Genomic DNA, 16,370 nt, shown 5'->3' on the forward strand with positions numbered 1-16,370 from the left:
CCACTTTCTGTTTAAACAAGGATGTTTAGATGATTGATATTCAACACTACGGCGCCACCACTGGCGTCACTGGCTCGTGCCACGAACTCGACGTTGGCTCCGCCGGCGTCCTGATTGACTGCGGCCTGTTCCAGGGCCAGGAAGAGGGGCGCGGCGCAAATGCCGACAACCTCGCCATTGATTTTCCGATTGACCACATTCGCGCGTTGATCGTCACCCATGTTCATATCGATCACGTTGGTCGCATTCCCTATTTGCTGGCTGCCGGATTTGATGGCCCGATTATCTGTTCGGAGCCTTCGGCCATCATGTTGCCGGAAATCCTGGAGGATGCCCTGAAGATTGGTTTTACCCGGGACCGGGCATTGATCGAACGGGTGTTGGGGTTGATTCGTTCACGGATTGTGGCGGTGCCTTATGGGCAGTGGCATACGGTGTTTGATGAGGGCGCACGTGCCCTGAAGGTGAGGCTGCAGCGCGCCGGGCATATTCTGGGTTCGGCGTACGTGGAGTGCGATGCCCGGGATGGTGATATTCAGGAACGTGTTGTGTTCAGCGGTGACCTGGGAGCGCCCCATGCGCCATTGTTGCCGGAGCCCCAGCCGCCTGAAAGGGCCGACCGGCTGGTGATTGAGAGCACCTACGGTGACAGGGATCACGAAGACCGGGAAACGCGGCGATACAGGTTGAAGGCAGTGCTGGAACATGCGTTGGAAGATGGCGGCACGGTGTTGGTGCCGGCGTTCAGCATCGGGCGGACGCAGGAGTTGTTGTATGAAATTGAGAGTTTGATTGCCGAATTTGGCGATGATCCCGTAGGTTGGATGAGGCAAAGCCGTAATCCGACAGACCAGCTAACCTGGAACAACCTGGAGATTGTCGTGGACTCGCCCCTGGCGGCGGAATTCAACCGGATCTACCGGGATCTGAAACCCTTCTGGGATGCGGAGGCCACTGACCTGGTTAAACAGGGCCGCCACCCGCTGTCCTTTGAACAGCTCACGGTCATCAATGATCACAAGGACCACTTGGAAGCAGTGGAATACCTGGCCAAAACTCACCGCCCGTGTGTGGTGCTGGCAGGTTCGGGTATGTGCGCCGGGGGCAGGATAGTAAATTACCTGAAGGCGATGCTGGGGGACAGTCGCAACGATGTGCTGTTTGTCGGCTACCAGGCCGCAGGGACACCGGGGCGGGATATTCTGACCTATGGACCCCGTGGTGGTTGGGTGGAACTGGACGGAGAGCGTTACACTATCCGTGCCCGAGTGCATCAGGTGGGCGGGTATTCTGCCCATGCCGGGCAGTCGGATCTGATGCGGTTTGTTCAGGGCATGTCGCAACCGCCGTGCGAGATTCGAATTGTGCATGGGGACAGGGGCGCCAAGGTGGCGCTGAAAAATGAGTTTCAAGCCATTGGACTAATGGGGATAATGATTCCTTGATCCCTCCCGAAGACACAGCACTGACAGGATTGGTTGTATTATGAAAAAGATCGCCGTAGTCGGCCTTGGGTATGTCGGGTTGCCATTAGCAGCCGCTTTCGGAGAAAAGCGCGAGGTGGTTGGTTTTGATATCAATGCAAAACGTATTTCCGGACTGAAAGACGGTGTGGATTATACTCGGGAGGTGTCTTCTGAGGAATTGGCCGCCTCCGGTGGTTTGTCCTTTACGGATTCGCTGGATGATATTCGTGATTGCCAGATTTATATCGTGACTGTTCCCACGCCTATCGATGAGTATAAATCCCCGGATTTGACGCCGTTGATTAAAGCCAGTGAAAGCGTGGGAAACGTTCTTAAGCCGGGCGATATTGTTATTTACGAATCCACGGTTTTTCCAGGCGCGACGGAAGAAGTTTGTGTGCCGGTTCTGGAGAAAGTGTCTGGTTTGACGTTCAACCAGGATTTCTATGCCGGTTACAGCCCTGAGCGGATTAACCCCGGTGATAAAGAGCACCGTGTAGCGACCATTATGAAAGTCACCTCCGGTTCCACTCCCGAGATTGCCGATGAAGTAGATGCTCTTTACGCCGGTATTATTACCGCCGGAACTCATAAGACCAGTTCCATCAAGGTAGCCGAGGCCGCCAAGGTCATTGAAAATACCCAGCGTGATTTGAACATTGCGTTGATGAATGAGTTATCGATGATTTTCGCCCGCCTGAAGATTGATACCCACGAAGTGTTGGCCGCCGCGGGGACGAAATGGAACTTCCTGCCATTCAAGCCGGGCCTGGTCGGCGGTCATTGCATTGGCGTGGATCCGTATTACCTGACCCATAAGGCCCAGGCTATTGGCTATCATCCTGAGGTAATTCTGGCGGGTCGCCGGGTAAACGATAACATGGGCCGCTATGCAGCCGCCGAGTTGGTCAAGGCAATGATCAAAACAGGCCATATGATTGCCAATTCCCGTATTCTTATTATGGGGTTTACATTCAAGGAAAACTGCCCGGATGTTCGCAATACTCATGTGATTGATGTGGTTAAAGAGCTACGTGAGTTCGGTTGTGAAGTGGATGTTACAGATTGCTGGGCCGACAATAATGAAGCAAAGCATGAGTACGGTGTTTCTTTGCTTGATAAGCCCAACTCCGCTGATTACGATGCGGTGCTTCTGGCAGTACCCCACCGTGAATATGCGTCGCTTTCATCTTCGCAACTTCGTTCTTATCTGAAAGACAACGGTGTTCTGTTTGACCTGAAAGGAGTGTTGCCATTGGGTGAGGCGGATTTGCGACTTTAAATGCACGCATTACAGTCATGTAAATAAATTACTTTGCCCTTTATCAATTAATCTATTACTATTTGAATGGCTTTTCGACATATCCGCTCTTTTGATCGTTCTTGAATTAGGGCGCCTCTGAGTTTTATTAAAACCATCAGATAGTATAAGGGTTTTATATCCATGGCAAAGATCAACGATTATTACCAGAAAAAGCAGCTTATGGAAAAGCTCTCCGCCGAACTGGCTCAACTGGAGCAGGATCAGGCTCTGAAACGCGAACTGGAATTTGAAAACAAGGTTCGTGATTTGATGAAGTCTTACGACAAGTCACCGAAAGACGTTCTGCAGATTCTGGGCGCTATTGATCCGTCAGTTGCCGGCGGCAAGGGCGATACGGCTGGTGGTTCCCGTCCCAAGCGCCCGATGAAGACCTACAAGAACCCGCACACCGGTGAAGTGGTCAAGACCCGTGGCGGCAACCACAAGACTCTGAATGAGTGGCGTGGGAAGTACGGTAAGGAAGCTGTGCAGAGCTGGCAGCAGGACTGAGGTAGTTTTCTTTTCCCCCTCTCCCCTGGCCCCTCTCCCGCGAGGGGAGAGGGGAATGCAGCACCGAAGTTTCGGAGTACTTAGCCCCTCTCCCCCGGCGGGAGAGGGGCTAGGGGAGAGGGGCTAGGGGAGAGGGGGAGATAAACCCCATCTGTGACCCACATCAAACTCCCACCCTCTTTAACCCTCCGTCATCCCCCTATGTGAACCCGCTCACTCTATTGGCTTTAACGCCTGGGCTATAGTGCGTTTGCGGCCAATAAGATACAAAACATTACAAATACAAAGCATCAGAAGATAAAACACTATAAATAGTGCCGCCTGTCCAAGCGGATACGAATCCCAATAAAACCGCGGGCAGCGAGCCGGGCGTCGGAAATGCAGTAGCAGGCTCAAAGACACTAATCAGAGACACAAAACAATGAAACAGGATGCGTATGGATACGCTGTCCTCGCACTGGCTTGCCTGGGTATTACGCCCGTGGTCCAGGCAGAGCTTGAGCCTATTTCCGATCAGGAAATGAGCGAGGTGCAAGGGCAGGGCTTCATGACAATCGAGAATCTGGATGACGGAGCTCACCAGTTCACCCGTATGTCACTGAACATTGATGCGGAGACCCGGATCAATGCGGACGATGTGACGCTGGGGAGTATCGATGGCGGCGCTGATTTTCAGGCGACGGATGTGGCACTGGGCCATATTTCCCGGGATGAGACCCGCTTTCAGATTGATGGCAACAGATACGCCGTGGACGAGGTGGTGCCATTTGTGGGGCTGAAGCCCTATATCGAGTTGGCGGAAGTGGGTGACGAGCTGGCGGGTTTCCGTATGGGCTTCAAGCAGGCCCGGGGAACCTTTTCTTCGGATATGACATCCTTCAGCGGTAATATTGGGCTGAAGATTAACGATCCAGATGGCAACCCCACCGCTGCAACCCTGTTTGATGCCAACACCACCGCCACTCAGTATCGGGCAAGCCATTTCGGACTTGCAGGAGCGACCACCGACTGCAGTACGGGCGTTCAGTGCGCACCGTTAAGTTACCTTCGTTCCCTGGATATCGGCAGTGACAACGGTGATGGCACTACCGGGTTCACCAACGACTTTTTTCTGTCGTTTCAGCGTGAGGGTGTGAACTGGCAAAGCCCCGAAGGTGGCAGTGTTATTGAGGCAGCCAAGGGTGTGTTCCTTAATTTGCCGACCAGTATGACGCTGGATCAGCAGGTGTTTGAAAACGGCGTGCCAAGGGAGCGTACCCACTATGTTGATCGTGGCACCGGAATGTTTTAGTTGTCGGGTTACGCCTTCGGCTAATCCGACACCAAATCCCGATTTTTCCTTCCATTTCTATTACACTACCCTGCGTTCGAACCAATAACGCAATGCAGGAGTCTTCTCGGTGATTCGTTCTTTCTACTGGCATGACTATGAAACCTTCGGCGTGGACCCGGTCCATGACCGGCCCTCGCAGTTTGCCGGTGTTCGTACGGATGCGGACCTGAACATCATCGAAGACCCGCTGGTGATCTACTGCAAACCAACGGATGACTACCTGCCTTCCCCAGAAGCCTGCCTGATTACCGGCATAACGCCCCAGAAGGCGATGGAGGAGGGGTACCCGGAGGCGGAATTCATTGCGCAGATAAATGAAGCCTTCAGCCAGCCGGGTACCTGTGTGGTGGGCTATAACAGCCTGCGTTTTGACGATGAGGTGAGCCGCAATACTCTGTACCGAAACCTGCGCGACCCCTATGCCCGGGAATGGCAGAACGGCAATTCCCGCTGGGACATCATCGACATGGTGCGGCTGACCTATGCGCTGCGACCGGAAGGCATCAACTGGCCCCGCAAGGAAGACGGCAGCCCCAGTTTTCGCCTGGAGGAGCTAACGGTTGCCAACGGTATTGCCCACGAAGCGGCTCACGATGCCATGTCCGATTTGGAAGCGACTATCGCGGTGGCGAAGCTGATCAAGGAAAAGCAGCCCAGGCTGTTCGATTTTGTCCTGAACAACAAGGACAAACACTCCGCCCGCGCGATGCTGGATACCGCTTCCATGAAACCCGTATTCCACATCTCCGCCAAGTATCCTGCCTCACGAGGCTGCTGCGCCATGGTGGCCCCGGTGGCGGAACACCCCTCCAACAAGAACCTGGTGATTGTCTATGACCTGCGGGAAGATCCCAGTGAGTTGATCAACGCCACGGCTGACCAGATTCGGGAGCGGGTATTTACGTCTCAGGCGGAACTGGGGGAGGGCGTCCGCCGGTTCGCCCTGAAAGGCGTCCAATTGAACAAATGCCCGGTGCTGGCCCCCGCCAACATGCTGTCCACGCTCTCGCCAGAGCGCCTGGAGGAACTGGCACTGGATGGCGATCAACTACGAGCCAACCTGGCCCTGCTGCGCAAGGCGCCCGATCTGCCCGCCCGCATTGCCGAAGCTTTTAATCAGGATTTCGAAGGCAGCGACCTGACCGACCCGGACGAGCAACTCTATGCCGGCGGATTTATCAGTAAAACCGACCGCGAGAAACTGAACTGGGTGTTGGAGCAGCCGGTGGAGAATCTGGGTGAACTGGACGTTCGCTTTGAAGATGAGCGGCTTCAGGAAATGCTGTTCCGCTACCGTGCCAGGAATTACCCCAGCACGCTGACCGGTGAAGAAATGGAGCGCTGGGAGATGTTTCGCAGTCAACGGCTGATGCAGCCCAAGAAGGGCTGGCGGTCATTGGAGGCTTACGGGCATGAGCTTCAGCGACTCGCGGCTGATCCTGAGTTGACGCCGAAGAAGCAGCAGATTCTGGAGGATCTGCATTTGTATGGGGAGTCATTGATTCCGTACGTTTGATAAGGATGGCAGCTCTGGGGGAGCTGCCGCTTTTGAAGCGCCCCCCTCTCCTCAACCCCTCTCCCGCCAGGGGCGAGGGGCTTTAATAGTGCTACCCGCATACTTGTACCCATAAGCTCCCCTCTCCCCTCGCGGGAGAGGGGTTGGGGGAGAGGGGTTGGGGGAGAGGGGGAAGGCAGGAAGCCCTCAACCATTCAAGGAAGACTCATGGAACAAAGGACGTTCGCGAAACAACTCCGCCGCAACATGACCCATGCGGAAAATCACCTCTGGTACCACCTAAGAGCCTACCGGCTAAATGGAAAGCGTTTCAGGCGCCAGCAGCCCCTAGGGCCTTACATCGTTGATTTTGTCCACTTCGGTTCGCAAGTAGTTGTCGAAGCTGATGGTGGGCAACATAATGACTCGGATCGTGACAGAAAACGTGACGATTGGCTGCATTCGCAGGGCTACAAGGTTCTTAGATTCTGGAATCACGAGATTTTGCAGCAGACAGAGGTGGTCTTGTCAGTGATATACGACGCAGTGAAAGATCGTGAGGGAAGTGATTGCCAGGGGAAGATGGGGGGCGATGTGTCACAGAAAGAGAAAGGTGAGGCGTGGGGGCATTGACGAATCACCCCCCTCTCCCCTGGCCCCTCTCCCGCAAGGGGAGAGGGGATAAACAGTGATACCCGCACATTTTGCCCCATAAGCTCCCCTCTCCCCTTGCGGGAGAGGGGCCGGGGGAGAGGGGGATAACCAAATCACTAACCATCATCACCGCCGCTTCACAAAATAAACACTCAAACCCTGCCCCATTAAACTCTGCACCTCACTTCCCAGAGCTTCAGCCTGAATCTGCTGCTGCACCGGACCGGTGGCCAGGCTGTGGCCATCAGTATCTCTGGCTTTCACCAGTTTCCATTCCACCTCGTTGCTGACCATGCCCATGAGTTCCTTGAGCTGGTGTACGTCCTGTGGCTGGAACCAGCGGTCGCGGCAGCCACCCAGGGAGTAGAAGTCGTCTTCCTTCAACAGGGATTGCCAGGTGCTGTCCTGTTTGTTGGTCAGTACCATGCGGCGGAGTTGTCGCAGGGTGGTACGGGTGGGCGCCAGTTTATTGTGGCTTATCAGGTCGCGAATGTGGCGATCGCCTTCCGTGTGTTCTTCCAGGGCGGTGTGCATATGGACCACTGCGCCATTTTCGGTTGCAGAGCTGGTCAGGGCGGCCAACGAAACTGTCGTCATAGCGGATGAGGGCAGCCGGCCCACTTCCAGCCAATGGACCTTGTGACCATCCGCCACGAAGCGCTGGGCGATGGACCAGGGCCAGAAGACGATATTGTCGATGCCCATCTCCTCAGCCATGCGGGTGGCCTTGGCGATGTTGGCCAGGGATTCGTCCACGGCGATCACTTCTACATCGTCCAGGTAATGCGCCAGTTCCATGGCCCGCTGGCCGGACTGGGCGCCGCAGACCATCACGCGCATGGTGGCGGGCAGGTGATCTACCGGCAGTCTCAGGTCTTCTGCCATCAGCGCCTTCAGGCTGCTTTCGGAGCGGTAGGCGAGTGTCGACCAACTGGGCCAGGCCTGCGGCACATCGGCTTTGGCCAGGCACAGCTCTTCGGCTTTTTCATCGAAGTTCTGTTTGATGGCTTCTTCCGTGGCGCGATCATAGTAGCTGGCGGCCAGCACCGGCTGCAGGGCCAGCGGCCAGTCCACCAGGTTCCACTGGCCCAGGTGTACCGCAAAGTCCTGGTGGAACAGGGCGCCGTACATGGCGCTGAGCATCAGTGATGCAATCATGGCATCCTGGGATTCGCCCATCACCAGCTGCGCGCTGATGCTGTTGTTGATGGTGCTGATCAGGCGTTCTTCGTCCTCTTCCGCTGCCAGAACGTAGCCGGTGCGGTCCACGTAACGGGCGATGGCCAGAGTAAGTGGCTGAAGTTCGTCCCGCAGTTGCACGGTTTGCGCCACTTCGGCGGTAATCGCGCGGCGGAGCAGGGTGACCAGCTCTTCCACGGCAGGACTCGGCATCAGGGTTTTTTCCAGAGCCAAAATCAGCAGCTCATCTTCGCTGGCGGCATCGAGGAATATCTGCGCCTGTGGGTTATCCAGGTCGTATTGCTGATGGATGATTGCTCCCACGAAGCGGCCGATTTCCTGATGGGGCAGGCCGCTCTTGCTGAGCAGGGCGATGGCATCCTGCGCCAGGGCAGTGTCTGCCTTCTGGACCTCCAGATGTTCAGCACAGGTGATCATGCCACTGTAGACCGAATCCCACTCGGCACCGGTTTCCAGCAGCTTGCGGTAGTGCAGGTAGGCCACATCAAACTGGCCCTGAAGGCGTTTGGCGTGGGCCACACCACAGAAAGCGGCGGCGGATTGCCGGTCAAGGTCCAGGGCTTGCAGAAAATACTGCTCCGCCAGTGCCGGGCGCTCACTCTTCATGGCCCAGTAACCCAGATTGCAATACTGTTGCGCCTGGTCTGGCTGGTGGCTCAGGCTGGCGTTGAACAGTGTGTGGGCTCTTTCCAGTTGCCCGTCGTCCAGTTCGACGCGCCCCAGCAGGCCCAGCGCACTCGCATTCTCCGGTTCCAGTTCCAGCGCTTCGGCCAGGTATTCCCGGCATTCCTGCCGTGCCTTCAGCCGCTGAACAAACGACCCCGACGGGCTGTTGGACTCACCGTAGGCAAGGTTGGCCTGTAGTACCAGCCGGGCAACGTGCGCCTGCCGGGAATCCGAAACCTGAATGTGATGCTGTGCGTGCATGGGACACCTCTTAAGACCTGCCACGGCAGTCGTTTTAATAATTAGCGATCGCTCAATTGGCCGTAGGTCGGATTAGCCAAATGCGTAATCCGACACTCGTGTTGCTACCCCGTTACCCCTGCAGCAGCTGCAAAACCTGCTGCGGCCGCGCATTGGCCTGCGCCAGAACCGAAAGGCCGGCCTGTTGCAGTACTTGGGTGCGGGCCAGTTCGGCGGATTCCGCGGCGAAGTCGGCATCACGAATCCGGCTATTGGAGGCTGACAGGTTCTCGGATGTGGTGCTCAGGTTGGCGATGGTGGACTCGAACCGGTTTTGAATAGCACCGAGCTCACTCCGGATAGAATTGATCGTGGTGAGTGCGCTATCAACCCGAAGAATGGCGTCGTTTGCACCGTTTACTGTGTCAATGGAAACAGATTCCAGGCTCTCATCGACCGGGGCAGCGGCTTCCGCACCGGCTGTAAGTGCTGGAGAAGCGGCTGCTGTTGTTAGCGCAATGCCACTAAGCTCTTCTGGGGATTTGATCTCTATGCCTGTGCCATCATCTGTGGCGACAGCTACGGCGTTCTCGAGCTGACTGTTTATTGTTTCAACCACGTCGGAGATGCTGGCTTCTTCACCGGTAAACGTGATCGTTTGTGGATCTGTTCCAACGGTTACATCCAGCGTGTCTCCCGCCTCCACCCCGTTAGGGTCTGTGAAATCCACGCCAAGTGCCGAGGCGGTTGCAATCGCGCCGATATCGGATGCCCGCGCACCTGCGGTCAGGTTAATGCTGATGGTGTCACCAGAGTTTGCTCCAACCTGGAACGAAGCGATACCGAAGCTTCCATCAAGCACTTTCAATCCGTTAAAGGTTGTTTGATTGGCAATTCGGGTAATCTCATCGACGCGTTGCTGAACTTCTGCGTCCAGTGCTTCCCGGTCAGATTGGCTGTTGGTGGCGTTTGCTGACTGAATGGCGAGTTCGCGAATGCGCTGAAGGTTGGAAACAACCTCGTTGAGCGCACCTTCGGTTGTTTGCGCCAGTGAGATACCGTCGTTAGCATTACGTTGCGCCACATTCAAACCAGATATTTGAGACTCGAAACGTGTCGAGATGGCCAGCCCGGCGGCATCGTCTTTGGCGGAATTGATGCGCAGGCCCGAGGACAGCCGTTCCAGCGCGGTGTTCGCGTCAGACTGTGAAGCGTTCAGATTGCGTTGCGCATTAAGTGAAGCAATGTTGGTGTTAATGATCTGTGGCATGTTGTTTCTCCCTGCTTAGAGGTGCCGGTAACCCCGTGCCCGGCCAAAATGGGGACGCATTGCCGGCGGATATTCATGGAATTGCCGTTTTGAGGGAGGTTTAGCGAAAGCTGTGCCACTTTTCTCGAAGGATTATTAACTATATGAAAATAAAGAATAATAAATAGTCGTGTGGAGCGAACTTGTTTCTGTTGCCAAGATGTTGGCGTTTTTCGTCGGAAGCGTATTGCCGCTTTTTAGCCTTTTTACAATCCTTAACAAAATCTCTGGTTTTTTTTCTAAAGTAACGTTTGGGGGCGCCGTTAAGCAGAGCAACAGGGAGGCGCTCCCAACTGAAACGGGCGCCACACCTTTTCCATGAAATAACGACATATGTCGAAGGAGAAGCAATATGGCTCTCGGTATTAACACTAACGTGGCTTCACTGTCTGCACAGAATCAGCTTCAGAAGTCTCAGGATCTGAGCAATCAGGCGCTGGAGCGCTTGTCCTCTGGCCTTCGGATTAACTCTGCCAAAGACGATGCTGCTGGCCTTGCAATCGCGGAGCGATTCAGCACCCAGATTCGTGGTCTGGATGTAGCGGCACGCAACGCGAACGATGGTATTTCTCTGGCTCAGACTGCCGAAGGTGCCATGGTAGAAATTGGTAACAACCTGCAGCGTATCCGTGAACTGGCTGTGCAATCATCAAACGCGACGAACTCTGCAAGTGATCGTGAGGCATTGCAGGCTGAGGTTGATCAGCTTACCAGTGAAGTGGATCGGGTAGCGTCGCAAACCGATTTCAACGGTACGAAACTTCTGGATGGATCTTTTAACGGAAAGTCATTCCAGGTAGGGGCCAATGCTGGTCAATTGATTTCCATCAACTCTGTAGCGAATGCGAAGGCTGACACTTTAGGCGGAACTTTTCTCGCTGAAGGAACCATAGCAGCTAGCGTGCCGACTGATCCCACAGTTGACTATACTTTGACGGATGTGACTGTCAATGGCACCAACATTGGCACCCTTACTGTTGCCGCAAACTCTGGTACCGCTGCAGAAATGCAAACAGCGATGGCTGAGAAAATATCTGCTGCGATCAATGATAATGCCGCAGAGATCGGTGTGGCGGCCGAGGTGGACGCGGATGTTGCTGGTCAAGTCAACGTTAAATCCATTGAAGGAAGCGACACAGCTACCGCCATTACTTATTCCGCTACCGCAGCTAACGGCACTGTCACCGGAACATTCGCTGACCCTACAGCCAAGACTAAGCTGGAGGACGTCGACATTTCTTCATTCCTCGGTTCTCAACAAGCCCTGGCAGTGATGGATGAGGCGCTCACGGAGATTAACTCATCCCGTGCAGACATGGGTGCTGTTCAGAACCGTTTCGATTCGGTGATTTCGAATCTGCAAACAACCTCTGAAAACCTGTCGGCTTCACGTGGCCGGATCCTGGACGCCGACTTCGCCGCAGAAACTGCGAAGCTGTCCAAGTCCCAGGTGCTGCAGCAGGCCGGTATCTCCGTACTGGCACAGGCCAACGCACGGCCTCAGCAGGTTCTGTCCCTCCTGCAGTAATCGGGGCATAGCGGTACAAGCCGGGGCTTTCGGGCCCCGGTTTACGCCGTTTGAGGATAGCGAGGTAAAGCTATGAATGACGTTAACCTGAACAGCCCGGATCTCAAGCTGGTTCGTTCCAGTGATCAGACGCCGGTAAGGGCAATGTCGTCATCTCAGGCCGAAGGCAGGAATGCCTCAGCCCAGGTTGCACCTTCACCGGCTGGCCGTGTGGATCGTGCCCAGTCTCCCATCCAGGCTCAGGAGCCTTCTAAAGCCGAGCGGCTTGAGAATCGTAACGAAGCCCAGCGGGAGCAACTGGATGACGCGGTGTCGCAGCTGAACGACTTTGTTCAGAACGTCCAGCGGGATCTGCAGTTTGAAGTGGATAATGATCTGGGGCAGACGATTGTGAAAGTAGTCGATCAGTCTACCCGGGAAGTGATTCGGCAGATTCCGGATGAGGTTGCATTGAGGTTGGCAGAGAACTTGCAGCAGGATGAACCGCTGACGTTGTTTAACATCAAGGTGTGAGGGCTTGCCGCTTTTATAGCTGATGCGAATGACGGGATTTCAGCACCGCCGCACCTGAGAGGGCCGGCGGTGTTCTGCGTTTTAGAGGGATTATTTCCCCCTCTCCCCTTTCCCCCTCTCTCGCGGGGGGAGCAGGGGAAGTGAGAGCGTCAGTTACGCGGTGTTACAAAAAAGGTAGGGAGAAAGGGCAAAGTTTTGCCGCCTTTTGCCGATAAACTGATCAGTAGCGAATTTCGCTCCCTTGAGGAGACAGGGTTATGGCAATTTCATCGTTAGGCATTGGTTCCGGAGTTCTTACCTCTGATCTGGTGGATCAGTTGGTTGCGGCGGAGCGTAAGCCCACAGAGCAGCGGCTGAATTTTAACCAGCAGCGTTCCGAGGCGCTGATTTCAGCCTACGGCAAGCTGCGAAGCGCTGTGACTGAGCTGCGCCTGCCCATGCGTCAGCTTAGCGCGCCGGATAACCTGAAGGCCTTTTCTGCATCCTCGTCCAATGAAGCGATTGGAGTGTCCGTCGACAGTGCCAAGGCTAACCGTGGCACCTATAGTGTGGAGGTGACCAGCCTGGCCAGCGCGCAGGCACTCGCGTCCAACGACGTGTTTGGTGATCGCGATTCGACCAGTGTCGGGCAAGGCACTCTGACGCTTAATGTCGGAGATAAGATAACCAATGTCACGATTGATAGCAGCAACGATACTCTTCAGGGTCTGGCGAACGCTATCAATGACTCTGATGCGGGTGTGTCTGCGGGTGTTATCGATACCGGTAGCGGTTTCCAACTGGTCCTGTCCGCCGATGAAACCGGAACCGCCAATGCTGTCAGTATTTCGGTATCCGGCGATTCGGGGGGCACTGATACGGATGCCGAGGGTCTCTCCCGTTTTGCTTTTAATTCCGGGATGGATGCTGGCGCAGGGCTGCAGCAGACAATTGCCGCTACCGACGCGGTAATGAAAATCAACGGGGTGGAGATAACACGCTCTACCAACAAATTTGAGAATGTCATTGATGGTCTGACCTTCGACATCACGGGTACCGGCACCTCTACCGTTAAGGTGGAGCAGGATTTAGGAGCGGTTGCGGATCGGGTTCAGGGATTCGTTGATAAGTTCAACTCTCTGCAGTCAACGATCGATAGCCTTGCGGGCTTTAACGCAGAAGCCGGCAGGGGCAGTTTGCTTACCGGTGATAGCACTGTCCGTGGCATTCAGAACCAGTTGCGTCAGGTACTGACCCGTGTTGTTCCCGGCCTTGAAAATAGCAGTGTTCGCAGTCTCGCGGACGTAGGAATCACAACCAATATTGAAACTGGCGGGCTCGAGTTCGACCGGACGAAATTTGAGGAGCAGCTCAAGAACAATCCGGATGATGTCACCGCGCTGTTTGCGGAGCAGGGTCGTGCGACCGACAGTCAGGTAGAGTTTGTTCGTAGTAGCTCCGCGACTCAGCCGGGCACCTATGACATCAACGTCACACAGACAGCCTCTCAGGGAAACCTCCTCGCCAATAGTGCCCTGGCCGACGGAATTGTGATTGATGGCAGCAATGACGAATTGACATTGCAGGTTAACGGGGAAACGTCCGTAAGCCTGCAGTTGACCCAGCAGACCTACACAACTGCCCAGGATCTGGTGGATGAGATTCAGTCGCAGCTTAACGCCAATAATGCTCTCAATGCTGCGGGCACGTCTGTAAAGGCTGAGCTTGATGCGGGCGGTAATCTGAGTTTCACCTCGTCAAAGTACGGAAGTGACTCTGCGGTTTCTCTCACGTCTGCGGAAAATGCCGCTACCTTTGGCCTGGATTCGGTTACCAATACTGCAGGTGTGGATGTTGCCGGAACGATTGACGGTCGTGCAGCGGAAGGTGACGGGCAGGTGTTATTTCTGAGTAGTGGGAATGGGGATGCTTCGGGCCTGCAGGCTCGGATTCTCGGCGATACAACAGGCAGTCGAGGATCTATCACCTTTATTGAAGGTGTGGCCGAGCGCACCGTTAACCTGGTGTCCAGTTTCGTCGGCGCCGATGGGGCCCTCGAGTCCCGGACTGATAGCCTGAACCGGGAACTGGAGCAGATACAGGAGAATCGGGTCAGGCTTGAAGAACGGATCGAATCTTATCGTGAACGCCTGGTCAGCCAGTTTTCAGCCGCGGATTCCCTGATATCCCAGCTGAACAGTACCCGGGACTATGTTTCCCAGCAGCTTGCAGCATTGGCGCCACAGAACAATCGCAATAGTAATTGATAGTTATTGCTTTACGAGCGAATAAAGAGGTTACCTATGAACGGTTTACAGGCATACCAGCGGGTTAATACTCAAACCAGCATCACTGATGCGGACCCGCACAAGCTAATCCAGTTGTTGTACAACGGCGCGCTCGAGCGCATCAATATGGCAAAGGCACGGATGCAGGCTGGAGATATTGAGGGTAAAGGACGTCTCATCTCAAAAACCATCGAGATTATTGGTGGGCTGAGAAGCTTCCTGGACTTTGACCAGGGTGGTGAGTTGGCGCTTCAGCTCGAATCGCTCTACGACTACATGGAGCGGACTCTGCTTGAGGCCAGTGCGAGAAATAGCGTTGAGAAGCTGGACGAAGTGGCTAGCTTGCTCCGCTCTGTCAAAGACGGCTGGGATGGCATCCGTGAAGAGGTCGTTGCTCAGCAGGCTCAGGCTGCCGGTTGAAGAAGCTACCCCCTCTCCCCCGGCCCCTCTCCCGCGAGGGGAGAGGGGAGTTCATCCGCCGAGGTGAGCGGGTATCTCTATTTGGCCCCTCTCCCCTGGCGGGAGAGGGGTTGGGGAGAGGGGGTAGCTAAACCTTCCTTCCAATAGCCATTCCCCCCGCTCTCCCGTACAATACCGCCCTTATTTTCAATACATCCATTCTGTTCAGTCTGGAGCAAGGGCATGTCTGATATTAAAAAGGTGGTGCTGGCTTATTCCGGTGGCCTGGATACCTCCGTCATCGTTCGGTGGTTGCAGGATACCTATAACTGTGAGGTGGTGACGTTCACCGCCGACATCGGCCAGGGCGAGGAAGTGGAACCGGCGCGTGAGAAAGCCAAGGCGCTGGGCGTGAAGGAAATCTACATCGAGGATCTGCGCGAAGAGTTTGTGCGCGATTACGTGTTCCCGATGTTCCGCGCCAATACCATCTATGAAGGTGAGTACCTGCTGGGCACCTCTATTGCCCGCCCTCTGATTTCCCGTCGTCTGATTGAGATTGCCAATGAAACCGGCGCGGATGCTATTTCCCACGGCGCTACTGGCAAGGGTAACGACCAGGTGCGTTTCGAGCTGGGCGCGTACGCGCTGAAGCCGGGCGTGAAGGTGATTGCTCCCTGGCGTGAATGGGATCTGAATTCCCGTGAGAAGCTGCTGGCCTATTGCGACGAGCGCAACATCCCGGTGGAGAAGAAGAAGGGCAAGTCCCCTTACTCCATGGATGCGAACCTGCTGCACATCTCCTACGAAGGCATCAACCTGGAAGATCCCTGGGCGGAAGCCGAGGAAGACATGTGGCGCTGGAGTGTGTCGCCGGAAGCCGCTCCAGACACGCCAACCTACGTTGAGCTGACCTACAAGCAGGGCGATATCGTCGCCATCGATGGCCAGGAAATGAAGCCCCACGTGGTGCTGGAAACCCTGAACAAGATGGCGGGTGAGAACGGCATCGGGCGTCTGGACATCGTTGAGAACCGCTACGTGGGCATGAAGTCCCGCGGTTGTTACGAGACTCCGGGCGGTACCATCATGCTGCGCGCGCACCGGGCGATCGAGTCCATCACCCTGGACCGCGAAGTGGCCCACCTGAAGGACAGCATCATGCCGCGCTATGCGGAAGTGATCTACAACGGTTACTGGTGGTCACCGGAGCGTGAGGCGCTGCAGGCGCTGATCGACCAGACCCAGGCCTACGTCAACGGCACCGTGCGCCTGAAACTCTACAAGGGCAATGTGGATGTTGTCGGCCGTAAGTCCGACGATTCGCTGTTTGACGAGAAGATCGCGACCTTCGAAGAAGATCAGGGCGCGTATGACCAGAAGGACGCGGAAGGCTTTATCAAGCTGAATGCGTTGCGGTTGCGTATTGCTGCGGGTAAGGGGCGGAAGCTGTAAGGCTCACCTCTTGATCAGCAGTTGCAGAAACG

General features: G+C 55.3%; 13 protein-coding genes. 11 read left to right on the forward strand and 2 right to left on the reverse strand.

The window, feature by feature from the left end; translation table 11 throughout:
* Nucleotides 1-29: 29 nt before the first annotated feature.
* From Q0Y21_RS04595 to Q0Y21_RS04620, 6 genes are all read left to right on the forward strand, one after another.
* Entirely contained in the window at nucleotides 30-1,445 is a 1,416-nt protein-coding gene (locus Q0Y21_RS04595) for an MBL fold metallo-hydrolase (RefSeq protein WP_297792007.1), read from the forward strand.
* Between the two features lie 40 nt (nucleotides 1,446-1,485).
* The gene (tviB, locus tag Q0Y21_RS04600) at nucleotides 1,486-2,748 is read left to right on the forward strand and encodes a Vi polysaccharide biosynthesis UDP-N-acetylglucosamine C-6 dehydrogenase TviB (RefSeq protein ID WP_297792009.1); all 1,263 of its coding nucleotides are present in this window, start codon (nucleotides 1,486-1,488) and stop codon (nucleotides 2,746-2,748) included.
* Nucleotides 2,749-2,910: 162 nt separating this feature from the next.
* On the forward strand, nucleotides 2,911-3,279 hold the full coding sequence (locus Q0Y21_RS04605) for a histone-like nucleoid-structuring protein, MvaT/MvaU family (protein ID WP_297792011.1): 369 nt from the start codon (nucleotides 2,911-2,913) through the stop codon (nucleotides 3,277-3,279).
* A 421-nt stretch (nucleotides 3,280-3,700) separates the two neighbouring features.
* On the forward strand, nucleotides 3,701-4,570 hold the full coding sequence (locus Q0Y21_RS04610) for a hypothetical protein (protein ID WP_297792013.1): 870 nt from the start codon (nucleotides 3,701-3,703) through the stop codon (nucleotides 4,568-4,570).
* Nucleotides 4,571-4,679: 109 nt separating this feature from the next.
* Nucleotides 4,680-6,128: an exodeoxyribonuclease I gene (gene sbcB, locus Q0Y21_RS04615; protein ID WP_297792015.1), complete on the forward strand. Its 1,449-nt coding sequence runs from the start codon at nucleotides 4,680-4,682 to the stop codon at nucleotides 6,126-6,128.
* Between the two features lie 207 nt (nucleotides 6,129-6,335).
* Nucleotides 6,336-6,740 carry a DUF559 domain-containing protein gene (locus Q0Y21_RS04620; RefSeq protein ID WP_297792017.1) on the forward strand — a complete coding sequence of 135 codons (405 nt, stop codon included), beginning with the start codon at nucleotides 6,336-6,338 and terminating at the stop codon, nucleotides 6,738-6,740.
* 147 nt (nucleotides 6,741-6,887) lie between these two features.
* On the opposite strand, the gene Q0Y21_RS04625 is transcribed toward Q0Y21_RS04620, so the two are convergent.
* Both Q0Y21_RS04625 and Q0Y21_RS04630 read right to left on the reverse strand, forming a co-directional pair.
* Nucleotides 6,888-8,888 (reverse strand): hypothetical protein, encoded by a 2,001-nt coding sequence (locus tag Q0Y21_RS04625; protein WP_297792018.1) that lies wholly within the window; start codon nucleotides 8,886-8,888, stop codon nucleotides 6,888-6,890.
* Nucleotides 8,889-9,000: 112 nt separating this feature from the next.
* Nucleotides 9,001-10,137, reverse strand: a complete 1,137-nt coding sequence (locus Q0Y21_RS04630; protein ID WP_297792019.1) for a flagellin — start codon at nucleotides 10,135-10,137, stop codon at nucleotides 9,001-9,003.
* A gap of 391 nt (nucleotides 10,138-10,528) precedes the next feature.
* On the opposite strand from Q0Y21_RS04630, the gene Q0Y21_RS04635 reads away from it, so the two are divergent.
* The 5 genes from Q0Y21_RS04635 (at nucleotide 10,529) to Q0Y21_RS04655 (ending at nucleotide 16,338) form a co-directional block, all read left to right on the forward strand.
* Nucleotides 10,529-11,704 carry a flagellin gene (locus Q0Y21_RS04635; protein WP_297792021.1) on the forward strand — a complete coding sequence of 392 codons (1,176 nt, stop codon included), beginning with the start codon at nucleotides 10,529-10,531 and terminating at the stop codon, nucleotides 11,702-11,704.
* A 72-nt stretch (nucleotides 11,705-11,776) separates the two neighbouring features.
* Nucleotides 11,777-12,217 carry a flagellar protein FlaG gene (locus tag Q0Y21_RS04640; RefSeq protein ID WP_297792023.1) on the forward strand — a complete coding sequence of 147 codons (441 nt, stop codon included), beginning with the start codon at nucleotides 11,777-11,779 and terminating at the stop codon, nucleotides 12,215-12,217.
* 257 nt (nucleotides 12,218-12,474) lie between these two features.
* Nucleotides 12,475-14,463 carry a flagellar filament capping protein FliD gene (fliD, locus tag Q0Y21_RS04645; protein WP_297792025.1) on the forward strand — a complete coding sequence of 663 codons (1,989 nt, stop codon included), beginning with the start codon at nucleotides 12,475-12,477 and terminating at the stop codon, nucleotides 14,461-14,463.
* A 36-nt stretch (nucleotides 14,464-14,499) separates the two neighbouring features.
* The gene (gene fliS, locus Q0Y21_RS04650) at nucleotides 14,500-14,904 is read left to right on the forward strand and encodes a flagellar export chaperone FliS (protein ID WP_297792027.1); all 405 of its coding nucleotides are present in this window, start codon (nucleotides 14,500-14,502) and stop codon (nucleotides 14,902-14,904) included.
* Between the two features lie 222 nt (nucleotides 14,905-15,126).
* Nucleotides 15,127-16,338, forward strand: coding sequence for an argininosuccinate synthase (locus Q0Y21_RS04655; RefSeq protein ID WP_297792029.1), 1,212 nt, complete (start codon nucleotides 15,127-15,129; stop codon nucleotides 16,336-16,338).
* Nucleotides 16,339-16,370 lie beyond the last annotated feature (32 nt).

Origin of the sequence: uncultured Marinobacter sp., from assembly GCF_947259545.1 — a bacterium.
Taxonomy (GTDB): Bacteria; Pseudomonadota; Gammaproteobacteria; order Pseudomonadales; family Oleiphilaceae; genus Marinobacter.

What these genes read in the sequence shown, in the direction of transcription:
- Q0Y21_RS04655 (WP_297792029.1), top strand. Translation starts at nt 15,127, where the DNA reads ATGTCTGATATTAAAAAGGTGGTGCTGGCTTATTCCGGTGGCCTGGAT.
- Q0Y21_RS04610 (WP_297792013.1), top strand. Translation starts at nt 3,701, where the DNA reads ATGAAACAGGATGCGTATGGATACGCTGTCCTCGCACTGGCTTGCCTG.
- Q0Y21_RS04635 (WP_297792021.1), top strand. Translation starts at nt 10,529, where the DNA reads ATGGCTCTCGGTATTAACACTAACGTGGCTTCACTGTCTGCACAGAAT.
- Q0Y21_RS04605 (WP_297792011.1), top strand. Translation starts at nt 2,911, where the DNA reads ATGGCAAAGATCAACGATTATTACCAGAAAAAGCAGCTTATGGAAAAG.
- Q0Y21_RS04630 (WP_297792019.1), bottom strand. Translation starts at nt 10,137, where the DNA reads ATGCCACAGATCATTAACACCAACATTGCTTCACTTAATGCGCAACGC.
- Q0Y21_RS04640 (WP_297792023.1), top strand. Translation starts at nt 11,777, where the DNA reads ATGAATGACGTTAACCTGAACAGCCCGGATCTCAAGCTGGTTCGTTCC.
- fliD (WP_297792025.1), top strand. Translation starts at nt 12,475, where the DNA reads ATGGCAATTTCATCGTTAGGCATTGGTTCCGGAGTTCTTACCTCTGAT.
- Q0Y21_RS04595 (WP_297792007.1), top strand. Translation starts at nt 30, where the DNA reads ATGATTGATATTCAACACTACGGCGCCACCACTGGCGTCACTGGCTCG.
- Q0Y21_RS04620 (WP_297792017.1), top strand. Translation starts at nt 6,336, where the DNA reads ATGGAACAAAGGACGTTCGCGAAACAACTCCGCCGCAACATGACCCAT.
- fliS (WP_297792027.1), top strand. Translation starts at nt 14,500, where the DNA reads ATGAACGGTTTACAGGCATACCAGCGGGTTAATACTCAAACCAGCATC.
- tviB (WP_297792009.1), top strand. Translation starts at nt 1,486, where the DNA reads ATGAAAAAGATCGCCGTAGTCGGCCTTGGGTATGTCGGGTTGCCATTA.
- Q0Y21_RS04625 (WP_297792018.1), bottom strand. Translation starts at nt 8,888, where the DNA reads ATGCACGCACAGCATCACATTCAGGTTTCGGATTCCCGGCAGGCGCAC.